This is a genomic window from Enterobacter sp. MGH119 (genome assembly GCF_001037675.1).
GTDB lineage: Bacteria > Pseudomonadota > Gammaproteobacteria > Enterobacterales > Enterobacteriaceae > Enterobacter > Enterobacter hormaechei_C.
The window spans coordinates 64,072-80,269 of record NZ_KQ089934.1; the positions used below are offsets into that span (position 1 = coordinate 64,072).

Consider the following 16,198-nt stretch of genomic DNA (forward strand, 5'->3'; position numbering starts at 1 on the left):
CTACGGCGAATAACCGGACATTATTAGCCTTTTTGCAGCAAAAAAACGGTGACTGCCCTCGCGTTACTGAAGCAACGCGTCTTTCCCCTGACGAATATCGCGCGGCGACCAGCTAAACTCCCGGCGAAACAGCGTCGAAAAGTGGTTACTGTCGCCGAAACCGCAGCGATAGGCGATATCGGTGACGCTTTCGTCGGTATGACGTAAAAGGTGACGCGCTTTGATCAGGCGCAGACGGTTAAGGTAACGCTGCGGCGTCAGGCCGGTATGCTGCTTGAGCTGACGATGCAGCGTGCGCAGCGAGAGCGAAAAGTCATCCGCCAGCGTTTCCCAGCAGACATCTTCGGCGAAATGATCTTCCAGCCATGCCATCAGCTGATTCAGGCGCGCGTCGTTATTTTCCAGCCCTTCCACCAGGCTGCTGCGCCGCAGCAGCACCAGCAGCTGCATAAACAGCAGCTCGCGGGTAGCAATGGCGTGCGTCTCCTGTCCATCCTGGCTCTGCTCCATCTGGCTCACCAGCTGACGCACCTGCTGCAACGTGGACTGATTCACCCGCCAGTGCGACGGATAATGGCCGTCCTTCTCCTGCGGCAACAGCTGATTCAGCCCGGAGAGAAACTGGAACGCATCCGGAGAACGATAGAGCACATTGGTCAGGCACAGGTTGTCGGTATGTTCATACAGGTGCCTGTCGTGATCGCGCACGAAGCACACCGTACCGCCGCTGATGGTATACGGCTGACCGTTAAACACGTGGATGCCCGTTCCGTGCTCAACAATCACAATTTCATGAAAATCATGATGATGCTCCGGGAACGCAGCCTGAGGCAGCCGTGGCTCAATCGCGACCGGCGAAGCCCCCGTAGGAAAAAAATCGACGCTGTGCAGTACGGTCATAACGGCCCCCACCAATGAGAAAAGTTCTCAAAATAGTAATTAAGGCCTTTCACGCTCACCTTAAATTTTTGACAGCAAACCGCGCAAAAGCTGTCGGTTTTTCAAGAAACAGGCGGAAAGATCGGGAAATGCGGTCAGCGTCACACTGCCTGCAAACCCCGCCATTACTGGAAACTGTGAACTCCCTCACGTTCATCTTTGCTTTCTTGCCAGCGCGAGATTTGGGCTGTCAGTGGCGAGAAGGTGGCTATTTCTTCCCTTTCTTACACTCCTCGCTAATGACTTAAGAAAGGATCCGACCATGACTTTTCGCCATTGTGTGGCTGTCGATTTAGGCGCATCCAGCGGCCGTGTAATGCTCGCCACCTGGGACTGCGACCTGCACACCCTTACGCTTCGCGAAATGCACCGTTTCGCCAATTGTCTGCAAAAACAGGACGGTTTTGTTACCTGGGATATCGACGCCCTGGAAGCAGAGATCCGCACCGGACTTCACAACGTCTGCGAAGACGGTATTCGCATCGACAGTATCGGCATTGATACCTGGGGTGTGGATTACGTACTGCTGGACCGTCACGGCGAACGCGTCGGCCTGCCCGTCTCCTACCGCGACAGCCGCACCGATGGGCAAATGGCGCACGCCATCGCCCAGCTTGGCAAGGAGAACATCTATGGTCGCAGCGGCATTCAGTTTCTGCCGTTTAACACGCTGTATCAGCTGCGCGCGCTGGTTGAGCAACAGCCAGAGCTGGTCGAAAAGGTGGCGCATGCGCTGCTGATCCCGGACTACTTAAGCTACCGTCTGACCGGCAACATGAACTGGGAATACACCAACGCCACCACCACGCAGTTGGTCAACATCAACACCGATAACTGGGATGAACATCTGCTGGCCTGGACGGGCGCCTCGCCGTCCTGGTTTGGCGCGCCAACCCATCCGGGCAATGTGATCGGCCACTGGCTTTGCCCGCAGGGGAATAAAATCCCCGTTGTCGCCGTCGCCAGCCACGACACCGCGAGCGCGGTCATTGCCTCGCCGCTCGCCGGCAAAGATGCGGCCTACCTCTCATCCGGCACCTGGTCGCTGATGGGCTTTGAGAGCAAAACGCCCTACACCAGCGATGCCGCGCTGGCCGCGAACATCACCAACGAAGGCGGTGCCGAAGGGCGCTACCGGGTGCTGAAGAACATCATGGGCCTGTGGCTGCTCCAGCGGGTGCTGAAAGAGCAGAACATCACCGACCTGCCCGAGCTTATCGCCGAAACCGAAACGCTGAAGGCCTGTACCTTCCTTATTAACCCGAACGATGACCGCTTTATCAACCCGGCGCACATGAGCGCCGAAATCCAGGCCGCCTGTTTTGAAGCGGGGCAGCCGGTACCTTCCCGCCCCGCCGAGCTGGCACGCTGCATTTTTGACAGTCTCGCCCTGCTGTATGCCGACATCCTGAGCGAGCTGGCTGACCTTCGCGGCAAACCGTTCACACAACTGCATATCGTGGGCGGCGGCTGCCAGAACCAACTGCTGAACCAGCTCTGCGCGGATGCATGCGGCATTACCGTGGTGGCAGGTCCGATTGAAGCCTCCACGCTCGGCAATATCGGCATTCAGCTGATGACCCTGGACGAACTGTCCAACGTCGACGATTTCCGTTCGGTGGTGACGGCGAATAACAGCCTGACCACCTTCACCCCCCATCCCTGCCATGAAATTGCCCGCTACCGGGCGCAGTTTCAGCAAAAACGACTGACTAAGGAGCTTTGCGCATGACCACTCAACTTGAACAAGCCTGGGACCTGGCTAAACAGCGTTTCGCCGCCGTCGGCGTGGATGTCGAAGAGGCGCTGCGCCAGCTCGATCGTCTGCCCGTCTCCATGCACTGCTGGCAGGGTGATGATGTCGCCGGTTTCGAGAACCCGGGCGGTTCCCTGACGGGGGGTATTCAGGCCACGGGTAACTATCCTGGCAAAGCGCGCAACGCCACCGAACTGCGTGCGGATCTGGAGCTGGCGCTGAGCCTGATCCCCGGGCCAAAGCGCCTGAACCTGCACGCCATTTATCTCGAATCCGATGAGCCGGTCGCGCGTAACGAAATCAAACCGGAACACTTTACGAACTGGGTGGCGTGGGCGAAAGCCAACCGGCTGGGTCTGGATTTTAACCCGTCCTGCTTCTCGCACCCGCTGAGCGCGGACGGGTTTACCCTTGCGCATGCCAACGATGAAATCCGCCAGTTCTGGATCGACCATGTCAAAGCCAGCCGCCGCGTCTCGGCTTATTTTGGCGAGCAGCTTGGCACGCCATCGGTAATGAATATCTGGATCCCGGACGGCATGAAGGACATCACCGTAGACCGACTGGCCCCGCGTCAGCGCCTGCTGGCCGCGCTGGATGAAGCCATCAGCGAGAAGCTAGACCCGGCGCACCACATCGACGCCGTCGAGAGCAAGCTGTTCGGCATTGGCGCAGAGAGCTACACCGTGGGCTCAAACGAGTTCTACATGGGTTATGCCACCAGCCGCCAGACCGCGCTGTGCCTGGATGCCGGCCACTTCCACCCAACGGAAGTCATCTCCGACAAGATCTCCGCCGCCATGCTCTACGTGCCGCGCCTGCTGCTGCACGTCAGCCGCCCGGTGCGCTGGGACAGCGACCACGTGGTGCTGCTGGATGACGAAACCCAGGCCATTGCCAGCGAAATCATCCGCCACAACCTCTTTGACCGCGTACATATCGGCCTCGACTTCTTCGACGCCTCCATCAACCGCATCGCGGCGTGGGTTATCGGCACCCGTAACATGAAGAAAGCCCTGCTGCGCGCGCTGCTGGAGCCTGTCGCCGCCCTGAAACAGCTGGAAGAAAACGGCGACTACACCGCGCGCCTGGCGCTGCTGGAAGAGCAGAAATCCCTGCCGTGGCAGGCGGTGTGGGAGATGTACTGCCAGCGTCACGATGCACCTGCGGGCAGCCAGTGGCTGGATAACGTGCGGGCGTATGAGAAAGAGGTTCTTGCCGCTCGTCAGTAAAAAACATCGCCCGGCGGCGCGTTGCTTGCCGGGCCTACAGATAAGACCAGGCCGGGTAAGCGTAACGCCACCCGGCATTTTCAAAGGAACTACAGTATGCAGACCATCACCACCTCCTGGTTCGTCCAGGGCATGATCAAAGCCACCTCCGACGCCTGGCTGAAGGGCTGGGATGAGCGCAACGGCGGCAACCTGACGCTACGCCTGGACGACGCGGATATCGAGCCATTTGCCTCCGATTTCCACCAGAAGCCGCGCTATATCGCCCTGAGCCAGCCGATGCCGCTGCTCGCCAACACGCCGTTTATCGTCACCGGTTCCGGGAAGTTTTTCCGCAACGTACAGCTGGACCCGGAAGCCAACCTCGGCGTGGTGAAGGTGGACAGCGACGGCGCGGGTTACCACATTCTCTGGGGACTGACGGACGACGCGGTACCCACATCCGAACTGCCGGCGCACTTCCTCTCCCACTGCGAGCGCATTAAGGCGACCAATGGCAAGGACCGCGTAATCATGCACTGCCACGCCACCAACCTGATCGCCCTGACCTACGTGCTGGAAAATAATTCTGATTTCTTCACCCGCAAATTGTGGGAAGGCAGCACCGAGTGTCTGGTGGTGTTCCCGGACGGCGTCGGCATTCTGCCGTGGATGGTGCCGGGTACCGACGAAATCGGCCAGGCGACCGCGACGGACATGCAGAAGCACTCACTGGTGCTGTGGCCGTTCCACGGCGTCTTCGGCAGCGGCCCGACACTGGATGAAACCTTCGGCCTGATCGACACCGCCGAGAAATCCGCGGAGGTGCTGGTGAAGGTCTATTCCATGGGCGGCATGAAGCAGACCATCACCCGGGAAGAGCTGATTGCCCTGGGCAAACGCTTTGGCGTCACCCCGATGCAGTCGGCGTTAGATCTGTACCAATAACAACATCGCGCCCCGCTCACCGAGACGGGGCGAAAACCACCTGCAATCCCTACAACTAACTCAAGTCAGTGGAGTAAAAGCAATGAAAATAAAAGCAAGCTTGATCCTCACCGTTGCCGCTCTGGCGTTGTCCGGTTCCGCTTTAGCAGAAGTGAAAATCGCCCTGGTGGCGAAGTCCTTAGGGAATGGATTCTTCGAGGCAGCGAACGTCGGCGCGCAGGAGGCGGCCAAAGAGTTAGGCGATGTAAAAGTGATTTATACCGGCCCGACCACCACCACGGCGGAAGCGCAGATCGAGGTGCTGAACGGGCTGATCGCCCAGGGCGTGGATGCGATCGCAATTTCCGCGAACGATCCGGACGCCGTCGTGCCGGTGCTGAAAAAAGCGATGCAGCGCGGCATTAAGGTTGTGTCGTGGGATTCCGGGGTGGCGAAAGCCGGGCGTCAGATCCATCTCAACCCGTCCAATAACGCCCTGATTGGCGAAACCAACGTCAAGCTCGCCGCCGATGCCCTGAAAGCGCTGAACGTGGAGAAGGGCGAAGTAGCGGTGCTGAGCGCCACGCCAACCTCCACCAACCAGAACACCTGGATTGCGGAGATGAAAAAGGTGCTGCCGAAGTACCCGTCCGTCAATCTGGTGACCGTGGCCTACGGAGACGATCTCTCTGACAAAAGCTACCGCGAAGCGGTCGGCCTGCTGAAAACCTACCCGGAGCTGAAAGTCATCGTCTCGCCGTCGTCCGTGGGCATTGTGGCTGCCGCGCAGGCGGTGAAGGACCAGGGCAAGATTGGCAAAGTGTACGTCACCGGTTTAGGCCTGCCGTCTGAGATGGCGGGCGCGGTGAAATCCGGCGCGAGCAAGAGCTTTGCCATCTGGAACCCGATTGACCTGGGCTATGCCGCGACTTACTTAGCGGACGATCTGGTGAAAGGCACGGCCACGAAAGGTGAGGCCAGCATGGGCAAACTGGGCAAAGTGAAGCTGGATGCGGACGGCAACGGCGCGATGGCCGAGCCGTTCGTCTACGATGCCAGCAATATTGATAAGTTCTCGAAAATCTTTTGATCCTTTCCCCCCTCACCCTAGCCCTCTCCCAAAGGGAGGGGGTCGGGGTGAGGGTGAACCAAACGGAGAACTATCATGACCCCATTGCTACAGCTTTCTGGCATCACCAAGGTGTTCCCCGGCGTACGTGCTCTTGAGAACGTGCAGCTTGCGCTGTGGCCCGGCAAAGTGACGGCGCTTATCGGCGAAAACGGCGCGGGCAAGTCGACGCTGGTCAAAGTGATGACCGGCATATACCAGCCCGACGAGGGCGAAATTCTCTACAAGGCGATCCCCGTTCACCTTCCAACGCCGGAGTCGGCGCATAAAATGGGTATCACCGCCATACACCAGGAAACCGTCCTGTTTGATGAACTCTCGGTCACCGAAAATATCTTTGTTGGTCAGTACCTTCACAAAGGCTTCCTGAAAAAGCTCGACTGGCCGGAAATGCACCGCCGGGCGCAGGCTATTCTCGCCCGCCTTGAGGTGCAAATCGACCCGCGCGCAACGCTGAAAACCCTAAGCATCGCCCAGCGTCACATGGTGGCGATTGCCCGCGCGCTGTCGTTTGAGGCGCAGGTGGTGATCCTCGACGAACCCACGGCGGCGTTGTCGCAGCATGAAATCCTCGAGTTTTACCAGATTGTGGAGCGCTTAAAGCAGGAGGGAAAAGCCATCCTGTTTATCTCCCACAAGTTCGACGAGATTTTTGAGCTGGCCGATCACTACACCATTTTGCGCGACGGCGTGTTCGTCGGTGCAGGGGCAATAAATGAGATCACCGAGGAGCGGATGGTGTCGATGATGGTCGGGCGCGCCATTACCCAAACCTTCCCGAAAATCGACTGCGAAAAAGGCGAGACGGTGCTGGAGGTGCAAAACCTCTGCCATCCGACCGAGTTTGCGCATATCTCGTTCTCCCTGCGTAAAGGGGAAATCCTCGGCTTTTACGGGCTGGTGGGTGCCGGGCGTACCGAATTGATGCAGGCGCTTTCCGGCGTCACGCGGCCATCGTCCGGGGAAATTATCCTCAACGGACAGCCCCGGCGCTTCCGCCAGCCTGCGGATGCGATCAAAGCCGGTATTGTCTGCGTGCCGGAAGAAAGGCAGAAACAGGGGGCGATTATCGCCCTGCCGATTGCCCAGAACATCAGCCTGCCTCAGCTTAGCACGCTCAATCCGAACGGCGTGCTGCATGACGACCGTGAATGGAAACTGGCGAACGAGTACGCCAAACGCCTGCAAGTGAAAGCCTTCAGCTGGAAGCAGGCGGTGGAGACCCTCTCTGGCGGCAACCAGCAAAAGGTGGTGATCGGCAAATGGCTGGCGACGCACCCTGACGTGATCATCCTCGATGAGCCAACAAAAGGCATCGATATCGGCTCAAAGGCAACCGTTCATCAGTTTATGTCCGAGCTGGTCAGTCAGGGGCTGGCGGTGATTATGGTCTCGTCCGAACTACCGGAAGTGATGGGCATGGCGGATCGCATTATCGTCATGCACGAGGGGCTGATGGTGGCCGAATACCAGGCGGGAGACGCGACGGCGGAAACCATCGTCAGCGCCGCCAGCGGTGCAAAACAGGAGGCGGCATAAATGCTTAGCTCACTCTTAAAACACCGCGAAGCCCTGCTGGGCGCGGTGATTATCCTGATGATCGTCGCCATTGGCAGCCGCGTGCCATCGTTTATCGCGCCGGGCAACCTGGTGGAGATGTTTAACGACACCGCCATTCTGATCGTCCTCGCGCTCGGGCAGATGATGGTGCTGCTCACTAAAGGCATCGACCTGTCGATGGCGGCCAATCTGGCCCTGACCGGGATGATTGTCGCCCTGATTAACTTCCATTACCCGGACGTGCCCGTCTGGGCGCTGCTGATCCTCGCCAGCGCGCTTGGGCTGCTGATGGGCGCGATAAACGGCCTGCTTATGTGGAAGCTGGGCATTCCGGCGATTGTGGTAACACTCGGCACCATGAGCATCTACCGCGGAATGATCTTTTTGCTCTCCGGCGGCGGCTGGGTGAACTCCAACCAGATGGGTGCAGACTTCCTCGGCCTGCCGCGTGCGTCAGTGCTGGGCCTGCCGGTGCTGAGCTGGTGCGCCATCGCCGTACTGCTGCTGGTGGGCTACTTCCTGCGCTACAGCCGCACCGGACGGGCGCTCTACACCGCAGGCGGTAACGCCACGGCAGCGTACTACACCGGGATCAACGCCGGGAAAATGCAGTTCATCAGCTTCTGCCTTTCCGGTCTGCTGGCCGGGTTCTGCGGCTACCTGTGGATATCGCGCTTTGCCGTTGCGTATGTTGACGTCGCTAACGGTTTTGAATTGCAGGTGGTGGCAGCCTGCGTGATTGGCGGGATCAGCACCATGGGCGGCACCGGTCGCGTGCTCGGCTGTCTGTTCGGGGCGCTGTTCCTTGGCGTCATCAACAACGCCCTGCCGGTGATCGGCGTCTCCCCGTTCTGGCAGATGGCGATTTCCGGCTCGGTCATTGTCATCGCTGTGCTGCTGAACGAGCGCGGCAACAAACGCAAAGGCAGGCTGATCCTGCGCGACGCGGCGCTGGCACGTCAGAAACTGGCGGTGAAACCATGAGCAAAATGATGACATCTGAAGAGTTCAAACCCACTTCTGCGCCGGGCATCTTCCAGCGTCTGCTGTGCTGGGAGGGCTTCCTGCTGGCGGTGACGCTGGCGGTGTTTGTGGTGAACGCGCTCGCCTCGCCCTACTTCCTCAATATCTGGAACCTCTCCGACGCGACGTTCAACTTCACGGAAAAAGCGATCATTGTGTTGCCGATGGCGATGCTGATTATCGCCCGGGAAATTGACCTGTCGGTGGCCTCCACCATCGCGCTCAGCTCCACGGTGATGGGCTTTTGCGCGGCGGCGGGCGTCGATACGCCACTGCTGGTGTGCGTGGGATTAGGCGTCGGGCTACTGTGCGGGTTGTTCAACGGCATTCTGGTGACGCGCTTTAACCTGTCGTCCATCGTCATCACCATCGGCACCATGAGCCTGTACCGCGGGATCACCTACATCCTGCTCGGGGACCAGGCGCTGAACAGCTACCCGGAGAGCTTTGCCTGGTTCGGCCAGGGCTACGTCTGGGGCGCGTTGTCGTTTGAGTTCGCGCTGTTTATCGTCCTGGCCGCTCTGTTTGCCTTTGTGCTGCACCGTACCAACTTTGGCCGCCGCACCTACGCCATCGGCAACAACCCGACCGGCGCGTGGTACTCCGGCATCAACGTGAAGCGCCACAACCTGATCCTCTTCGCGCTGGTGGGGCTGATGTCCGGCCTGGCGTCGGTGCTGCTCACCTCGCGTCTGGGCAGCACCCGTCCGACCATCGCGATGGGCTGGGAGCTGGCGGTGGTGACGATGGCGGTGCTCGGCGGCGTCAATATTCTCGGTGGGTCCGGCAGCATGGTGGGCGTGATTATCGCCGCCTTCCTGATGGGGCTGGTGACCTTCGGCCTGAGCCTGCTCAACGTGCCCGGCATTGTGATGTCGGTGATTATCGGCGCGATGCTGATCGTAGTGATTTCGCTGCCGATTATTACCCGCCGGATTATGCAGCGAAGACGGATCTCATAGCCGGGTGGCACTGCGTTTACCCGGCCTGCTTAACCGTAGGCCCGCGCAAGCGCAGCGCCGCCGGGCATAAAATTCACAGTAATTAAGGAGAATTATCATGAGCTTTATGTTGGCACTCCCCAAAATCAGCCTGCACGGCGCGGGCGCGATCGGCGATATGGTCAATCTGGTGGCAAACAAACAGTGGGGAAAAGCGCTGATTGTCACCGACGGTCAGCTGGTGAAGCTGGGCCTGCTCGACAGCCTGTTTACCGCGCTCGACGCCCATCAGATGTCGTATCACCTGTTCGATGAGGTATTCCCGAATCCGACGGAAGCGCTGGTGCAAAAAGGCTATGCGGCATATCAGGATGCGGAGTGTGATTACCTGATTGCCTTTGGCGGCGGCAGCCCGATTGATACCGCCAAGGCAATCAAAATCCTCTCCGCCAACCCCGGTCCGTCAACCGATTACTCTGGCGTCGGCAAGGTGAAAAACGCGGGCGTGCCGCTGGTGGCGATCAACACCACCGCAGGCACGGCAGCGGAGATGACCAGCAACGCGGTGATCATTGACGCCGCGCGGCAGGTGAAAGAGGTGATTATCGACCCGAACATCATCCCGGATATCGCCGTGGACGATGCCAGCGTGATGCTTGATATTCCGGCCTCCGTGACCGCCGCAACCGGCATGGATGCCTTGACCCACGCCATTGAAGCTTACGTGTCCGTCGGCGCGCACCCGCTGACCGATGCCAACGCGCTGGAGGCGATTCGCCTGATCAACCTCTGGCTGCCGAAAGCGGTCGACGACGGTCACAACCTGGAAGCGCGCGAGCAGATGGCCTTTGGTCAGTATCTGGCGGGCATGGCGTTTAACAGCGCCGGTCTGGGGCTGGTGCATGCCCTGGCGCACCAGCCGGGCGCGACGCACAACCTGCCGCACGGCGTGTGCAACGCCATTCTGCTGCCGATCATCGAAAACTTTAACCGCCCGAACGCGGTTGCCCGATTTGCCCGCGTGGCGCAGGCGATGGGCGTTGACACGCGCGGCATGAGCGATGAAGCGGCCAGCATGTCAGCCATTCAGGCGATTCGCGACCTGAGCGCCCGGGTCGGCATTCCGTCCGGATTTAGCCAGCTCGGCGTGACCAAAGCCGATATTGAAGGCTGGCTGGATAAAGCTCTCGCCGACCCGTGCGCGCCGTGTAACCCGCGCACCGCCAGCCGCGATGAGGTCCGCGAGCTGTACCTGGAGGCTTTATGATCCGCAAAGCGTTTGTGATGCAGGTAAACCCGGACGCGCACGAGGAGTACGCACGTCGCCACAACCCGATCTGGCCTGAGCTGGAGGCGGTACTGAAAGCCCACGGTGCGCACCACTACGCCATTTACCTCGACAAAGCCCGCAACCTGCTGTTTGCAACCGTGGAGATTGAATCGGAGGAGCGCTGGAACGCGGTAGCGAATACCGACGTCTGCCAGCGCTGGTGGAAACATATGGCTGACGTTATGCCGTCTAACCCTGACAACAGCCCGGTGAGTGCGGCGCTGAACGAGGTGTTTTACCTGGACTGAAGTGTTAACGCTGCTGCCCCAGCGGTAGCAGCAATCTCCCGCCTGCCACTCAGCGTAAACGCCGACACCACCGTGATCGCCAGCACGAAACAGCCCAGTATCAGATACGTCTCCTGGAAGCCGACCCGGTCATACATATTTCCGGCAAAGGCGGAGAGGAAGATCGCCGCCGACTGTTTGGCAAACTGGAAGCCAATCAGGTAGATGGTGGCCGACAGGCGCGTATCAAACACCCCGGTGATGTACTTGAATGCCCCCACCAGCAGGAACGGGACTTCCAGCGCGTGCAGCATCTTCAGGGCAATCACCTCCACGGCGGTGGTGGCAAACGACGATCCGATAATGCGCGTCGCCATGATCACCCCGGCAATCAGCAGCGAGTTTTTCGCACCGATGCGGTTAATGATCCACGGCGAGCAGAACATGATGATCGCGTTACAGATTTCCCCCGCTGAGGTGGCGAAACCAAAGGCGCGGGTCCCCTCCTGCGGCGTGGCGAAGAAGGTTTTGAAGAAGGTAGCAAACTGCTGGTCGAAGACGTCATATACGCAGGCCACGCCAATCACGTACAGGATGAACATCCACATTCTGCGCTGGCGGAACAGGTTGAACACTGTTTTAGCAGTGATCTGCCGCTGGTTCGCGCCCAGGGCGTTCATGACCTGCGCCGTCTGGTTGGGCTTCGGTTTCGCGACCACCAGCAGCAGCATTAGCAACAGCGCCGCCGCCGATCCCATCCAGAAAACATACGACGGATCGATGCCGAACAGGATGCCGCCCGTTGAGGCGCACAGCCCCCAGCCGAGACAGCCGAACATGCGCGCCTTGCCGTACTCAAAAAAGCTGTTGCGGCTCACGCGTTCAATGTAGGCCTCAATCGCCCCCGAACCCGCTGAGAAGACAAAGCCGATATACAACCCACCGCTCAGCGCCCCCAGCCAGATATTGGTTTTCAGCAGCGGGGCGAAGACGTACAGGAAGAACGGCGCGAACAGGAACAGCAGCACCGAAATGATCCAAAGCAAATGTTTTTTCAGCCCCAGCTTGTCCGAAATGACCCCCAGCACCGGCTGGAAGGCAATGGCCGACAGCGAGATGCAGGAGAAAACAATCCCCGTATGGGTTTTGTTCAGGCCGATGATGTCCGACAGCCAGATCGGCAGGAACGGAAAACAGGTGGCCATGATGAAGAAGTAGAGAAAGAAGAACAGCCCGAAGATCCAGAAGTTAGGGTTGTCTTTGTGGGTACAGGTTGTTGTGTTCATTATTTTTATCCTCAACGGAGGGCCGGTTGCCCGGCCCGTCACCCTTACACGCGTTCCACACCAATCAGAATGGTGGTTTCCGGATCCAGAATCGGCAGCGCAATACCCGCCTGCATCAGCCATTCACCGCTTACCGTTTGCGGCGCGTCCATCCACGCCGGCAGCTTGCGCATGGTGTGCCCGCCCTCGCCCGTAATCTGAATGTTCGGGTGATCGAGCAGCGTGATGCGGTACTGCGCGCTGGCGTCTAACCCCGGCATGCGCAGCGGCATCATCAGGGTGTAATCCGGCATCGCGAGCTGGCTGACCAAAAACAGCCCCTGCGTCTTGTCTTCGCTCACTATACCCTGCGCCAGGGTGGTGGCGTCCGGCATATCCACGCGCCACTGGGTGCCGTGATGAATGACCCCGCGCCACCGCTTATACAGCGCGGCGTAATGTCGATAGCCTTCACGCTCCTGCGCGTCGACGGTGAGCGGATCCAGCTCCAGCCCCATGTGACCAAACAGCGCCGTCAGCCCGCGGAACTGAATGCTGTGCTGGCGGAAGGTAGCGTGACATTTATGATGACCGATATGCGCCCCCATCACCTCCGGCGGGAAGAAGTAGCTCATGCCGCGCTGGATAGTGTTGCGCTCCAGCGCGTCGTTATTGTCGGACGCCCAGAAGCGGTGGCAGCGGGTCAGCACTTCATAATCGATTCGCCCGCCGCCGGAGGAGCAGGATTCAAACTCAATGTGCGGGAAACGCTCGCCCAGCACGTCCAGCAGGCGATAAAACTGGCGCGTCTGGGCGTCGGCGGCGGCTTTGCCCTTGTGCCCTGGCTGCACCAGCTCGCGGTTCATGTCCCATTTCACGTAGTCGACCGCGTGTTCGCCCAGCAGCCAACTCATGCGCTCGACCAGATAATCAAAGGCCTGAGGAATATTAAGATTGAGCACCAGCTGGTGTCGCCCGGTCGCCTGGGCGTAGCCCGGCAGCGCCAGCACCCAGTCAGGGTGCGCGCGGTACAGATCGGAATCCGGGTTAATCATCTCCGGCTCAACCCAGATACCAAACTCCATGCCGAGCTGTTTAACGTGATCGATCACCGGCTTAAGGCCGTTCGGGTATTTTTTCTCGTCCAGATACCAGTCGCCCAGCGCGGCGTGGTCGTCGTTGCGGCCTTTGAACCAGCCGTCGTCAATGATAAAGCGCTCCACGCCCAGCGCTGCGGCCTCGTCGGCCATGCGCATGATGTAGTCCGGATCGTGGTCGAAGTAGATCCCCTCCCAGGTGTTGAGATGCACCGGGCGCGGTTTATCTTCCGGGAAGCGGATAACGTTATCGCGCAGGTAGCGGTGGAACTGCTGGCTCATGCCGTTCAGCCCGTGCGGGGAGTGGCTGGCATACAGGCGCGGCGTCCAGAGCGTTTCCCCCTCTTCAATCGCCATTTCACCCGGCAGGTAGAGCGCTTCGGCCTGCATATAGCGGCGGCCATCGGTTTTCGCCTCTGCGCGCAGGCGGTGGTTGCCGCTCCAGCCCAGATGCACACCCCAGACGTGGCCGTGCATTTCACTGAATGACGGCGTACCTGAAATCAGTGCCGGGAAATGTTCGTGGGAGGTTTTACCCCGGCGGTTTTCAATCACGAAGCTGTCGTGCTCAAGCGTAACGCGGTGCGGCTGAAACTCCCTGATCCAGCGTCCGTGGAAGGCCATCACCTCCTGCGCGCGTTCGGCCACCGGCAGCGTCACGGCAAAGCGATCCACCTGCCACGCCAGCGTTTTGAGGTTGGTTAACCCATGGCGCACCACCAGTACGCCGCTGGCATCCAGCGTTATTTCACTGGTCAGGCGCAAGCCTGCATGCTCGTCTTCAGCAGTGATTGTCAGGGCGTTTAACGCCTGCTGCACCTGCGTGGTTTTAAATACCGGCGATCCGTCCAGCCCCTGGCGATGCCCCTCGATGCCCGGCGAGCCAAACAGCCCATGCCCCAGCTCTGCCATCAGCGTGACGGGGGAGTCGACGTCCAGCCTGCCGTTAGCAACCGGGCGCGCAATACTCAGGACATCCTGCGGCGAGAAGTGCTGAAGGTGCGGCCCCCAGTAGAGAATTTCGGCGAACGGGTGGGTTTTTAGCACCACGTCAACCGTATTGCTTTCAAGTCGAAAAATGGCATCTTGCATCGGACATCTCCTGTCATCGGGATGTCCTGAGTTTTGATCCGAAACGTTTCGGATACAAACCAAAACGTTTCGGATCTGTGATCGGGTTTGGAATTTTTCGTGTGATTAGGCCGTCTGGCCTGGGGAGAATTCTGGCTGCCAGAGCACCTGAAGGGTGTCAATGTCGTCGCCGTTAATCAGCTGGCGCACCATATCGGCAATCTGTTTCCCGACGCCCTGACGGGTAGACTGGATCACCGCCGCGACGTCGATATCGACAATGCTGTCCTGCGGTAAGCCGTCATAGACCACCAGCGAGACGGCATTTTCACCGGTTAAGCGTCCCATCTGCGCCAGGGCCATCGCTGCGCCGTCGCCGTGGGTGTTGCAGTCGGTAATGATGGCCGTGGGCGGCTGCGGCAGGGAGAGAAGTTCTTGCGTGGTGGCATAACCCACGCGGCGCGAAGGAGGCATGGCGCGCAGCCATTCGCTGGAAAGTCCGGCTTCCCGCAGCGCGTCCAGGTAGCCCTGGCGGCGCTGGGTGATGAATGCCTGGTTGTTGCTTTCGCCCAGCAGCGCAATGCGCTGATGGCCTTTCTCGATCAGCCAGCGGGTGGCCTGATACGTACCGGCATAGTTGTCGAAATCGAACCACGCGTACGGCTGCGGGAGCTGGCTGCGGCCTAGCGCCAGAAACGGAAACCCGGCGGCCTGAAGCTGCTCAAGACGCGGATCGTGATCCAGCGTATGCGCCACTATCAGCGCATCCACGCGTCGGCTCTGCACCATGCGCATATAGCTGTGTTTGTCCGCCAGATCGTCGTCAGCGATGAGCAGCAGGTCAATCTCATGTCGCGCCAGTTCGTGGCTAATTTCGCCGACCATGTCCATAAAAACGCTGTTATTGAGCGGAACAGGATGCACCGGAAATACCAGCCCGACGGCGTCGATTTTGCCCATCTTCAGGCGACGGGCAAAGGTATTTGGTCGGTAGCCACGGCGCTGGGCCTCCGCTTCCACGCGGGCGCGCGTCTCAGCAGAAACGTCGTCATATCCGTTGAGGGCGCGGCTGACGGTGGTAACAGACAGCCCCAGTTCTTTGGCAATGGCTTTAAGCGACATGATTTTCCGTATCTTCTTTAGTTTTGTTCCGCCACCAGCAGCGCGTGCGTATCGGGCTCCAGCGCCTTAAAGATATGCGGCTGGTCAGCAGGGTAGCAAATGTAATCTCCCGGGCCGAGTTCTTCCGCCGCGTCGATCAGACCGACCATCGCCCGCCCCTGGGTCACGATAATATGCTCAACCGAACCAGGCGGATGGGGCTGGGAAATACGGTCTGCCCCCGGCTGAGTCAGCAGCAGATAGATATCACGACGCGCGCCCGGCGGACACGCCGCGAGCAAAATCGCCTCGTAGTTCGCCTGCCCGGCGACGACTTTTGTGCCCTCGCCGCGGCGGATCACCTGCGTGACGGGTTGCTGCGGCTCCAGTAACCGGGCAAACGGAATATCCAGCGCCACGCAAAGCGACCACAGCGTTTCCAGGCTAGGATTGCCGTTGCCAGACTCCAGTTGTGAAAGCGTGGATTTGGCGATCCCGGCACGGCGGGCAATTTCCGCCAGTGAGAGCCCGGTTCGCAGGCGTTCTCGTACCAGGCTTTTGGCGATCACGCTGATTGGCTGCGTCATAAAAACGGCCTCTTTCTCTCTATAACGAACGAAT

Annotated in this window: 14 protein-coding genes; 9 read left to right on the top strand and 5 right to left on the bottom strand. The window is 59.6% G+C overall.

The window, feature by feature from the left end; translation table 11 throughout:
* Positions 1 to 63: 63 nt before the first annotated feature.
* A complete protein-coding gene (rhaS, locus tag SK53_RS20455) occupies positions 64 to 900 on the bottom strand; it encodes an HTH-type transcriptional activator RhaS (protein ID WP_048209940.1) in 837 nt (278 codons plus the stop codon).
* A 301-nt stretch (positions 901 to 1,201) separates the two neighbouring features.
* Between rhaS (SK53_RS20455) and rhaB the strand changes: the two genes are divergently transcribed.
* From rhaB to rhaM, 9 genes are all read left to right on the top strand, one after another.
* Positions 1,202 to 2,671 carry a rhamnulokinase gene (gene rhaB / locus SK53_RS20465; RefSeq protein ID WP_048209941.1) on the top strand — a complete coding sequence of 490 codons (1,470 nt, stop codon included), beginning with the start codon at positions 1,202 to 1,204 and terminating at the stop codon, positions 2,669 to 2,671.
* Complete coding sequence (gene rhaA, locus SK53_RS20470) at positions 2,668 to 3,927, top strand: L-rhamnose isomerase (RefSeq protein WP_003861990.1); 1,260 nt, start codon at positions 2,668 to 2,670, stop codon at positions 3,925 to 3,927. The genes rhaB and rhaA overlap by 4 nt, the downstream gene beginning before the upstream one ends.
* A gap of 96 nt (positions 3,928 to 4,023) precedes the next feature.
* Positions 4,024 to 4,854 (top strand): rhamnulose-1-phosphate aldolase, encoded by an 831-nt coding sequence (gene rhaD, locus SK53_RS20475; protein WP_003861989.1) that lies wholly within the window; start codon positions 4,024 to 4,026, stop codon positions 4,852 to 4,854.
* Between the two features lie 82 nt (positions 4,855 to 4,936).
* Positions 4,937 to 5,923, top strand: coding sequence for a rhamnose ABC transporter substrate-binding protein (gene rhaS, locus SK53_RS20480; protein WP_003861987.1), 987 nt, complete (start codon positions 4,937 to 4,939; stop codon positions 5,921 to 5,923).
* 75 nt (positions 5,924 to 5,998) lie between these two features.
* Entirely contained in the window at positions 5,999 to 7,501 is a 1,503-nt protein-coding gene (locus tag SK53_RS20485; RefSeq protein WP_048209942.1) for a sugar ABC transporter ATP-binding protein, read from the top strand.
* On the top strand, positions 7,502 to 8,506 hold the full coding sequence (locus tag SK53_RS20490; RefSeq protein ID WP_048209943.1) for an ABC transporter permease: 1,005 nt from the start codon (positions 7,502 to 7,504) through the stop codon (positions 8,504 to 8,506).
* On the top strand, positions 8,503 to 9,507 hold the full coding sequence (locus SK53_RS20495; RefSeq protein WP_003861982.1) for an ABC transporter permease: 1,005 nt from the start codon (positions 8,503 to 8,505) through the stop codon (positions 9,505 to 9,507). Before SK53_RS20490 ends, SK53_RS20495 begins: the two co-directional genes overlap by 4 nt.
* Positions 9,508 to 9,604: 97 nt before the next feature.
* Positions 9,605 to 10,753, top strand: coding sequence for a lactaldehyde reductase (gene fucO / locus SK53_RS20500; protein ID WP_048209944.1), 1,149 nt, complete (start codon positions 9,605 to 9,607; stop codon positions 10,751 to 10,753).
* Positions 10,750 to 11,064 (top strand): L-rhamnose mutarotase, encoded by a 315-nt coding sequence (gene rhaM, locus SK53_RS20505; protein ID WP_022652074.1) that lies wholly within the window; start codon positions 10,750 to 10,752, stop codon positions 11,062 to 11,064. The genes fucO and rhaM overlap by 4 nt, the downstream gene beginning before the upstream one ends.
* Here rhaM and SK53_RS20510 read toward each other — a convergent pair.
* The 4 genes from SK53_RS20510 to SK53_RS20525 all read right to left on the bottom strand — a co-directional run bounded on the left by SK53_RS20510 (position 11,052) and on the right by SK53_RS20525 (position 16,164).
* Positions 11,052 to 12,329 (bottom strand): MFS transporter, encoded by a 1,278-nt coding sequence (locus tag SK53_RS20510; RefSeq protein ID WP_048209945.1) that lies wholly within the window; start codon positions 12,327 to 12,329, stop codon positions 11,052 to 11,054. The genes rhaM and SK53_RS20510 overlap by 13 nt on opposite strands.
* Positions 12,330 to 12,373: 44 nt before the next feature.
* A complete protein-coding gene (locus tag SK53_RS20515; protein WP_032608117.1) occupies positions 12,374 to 14,497 on the bottom strand; it encodes an alpha-galactosidase in 2,124 nt (707 codons plus the stop codon).
* 105 nt (positions 14,498 to 14,602) lie between these two features.
* Positions 14,603 to 15,598, bottom strand: a complete 996-nt coding sequence (locus SK53_RS20520; RefSeq protein WP_003861974.1) for a LacI family DNA-binding transcriptional regulator — start codon at positions 15,596 to 15,598, stop codon at positions 14,603 to 14,605.
* Between the two features lie 17 nt (positions 15,599 to 15,615).
* Positions 15,616 to 16,164 carry a helix-turn-helix domain-containing protein gene (locus SK53_RS20525; RefSeq protein ID WP_003861973.1) on the bottom strand — a complete coding sequence of 183 codons (549 nt, stop codon included), beginning with the start codon at positions 16,162 to 16,164 and terminating at the stop codon, positions 15,616 to 15,618.
* Positions 16,165 to 16,198 lie beyond the last annotated feature (34 nt).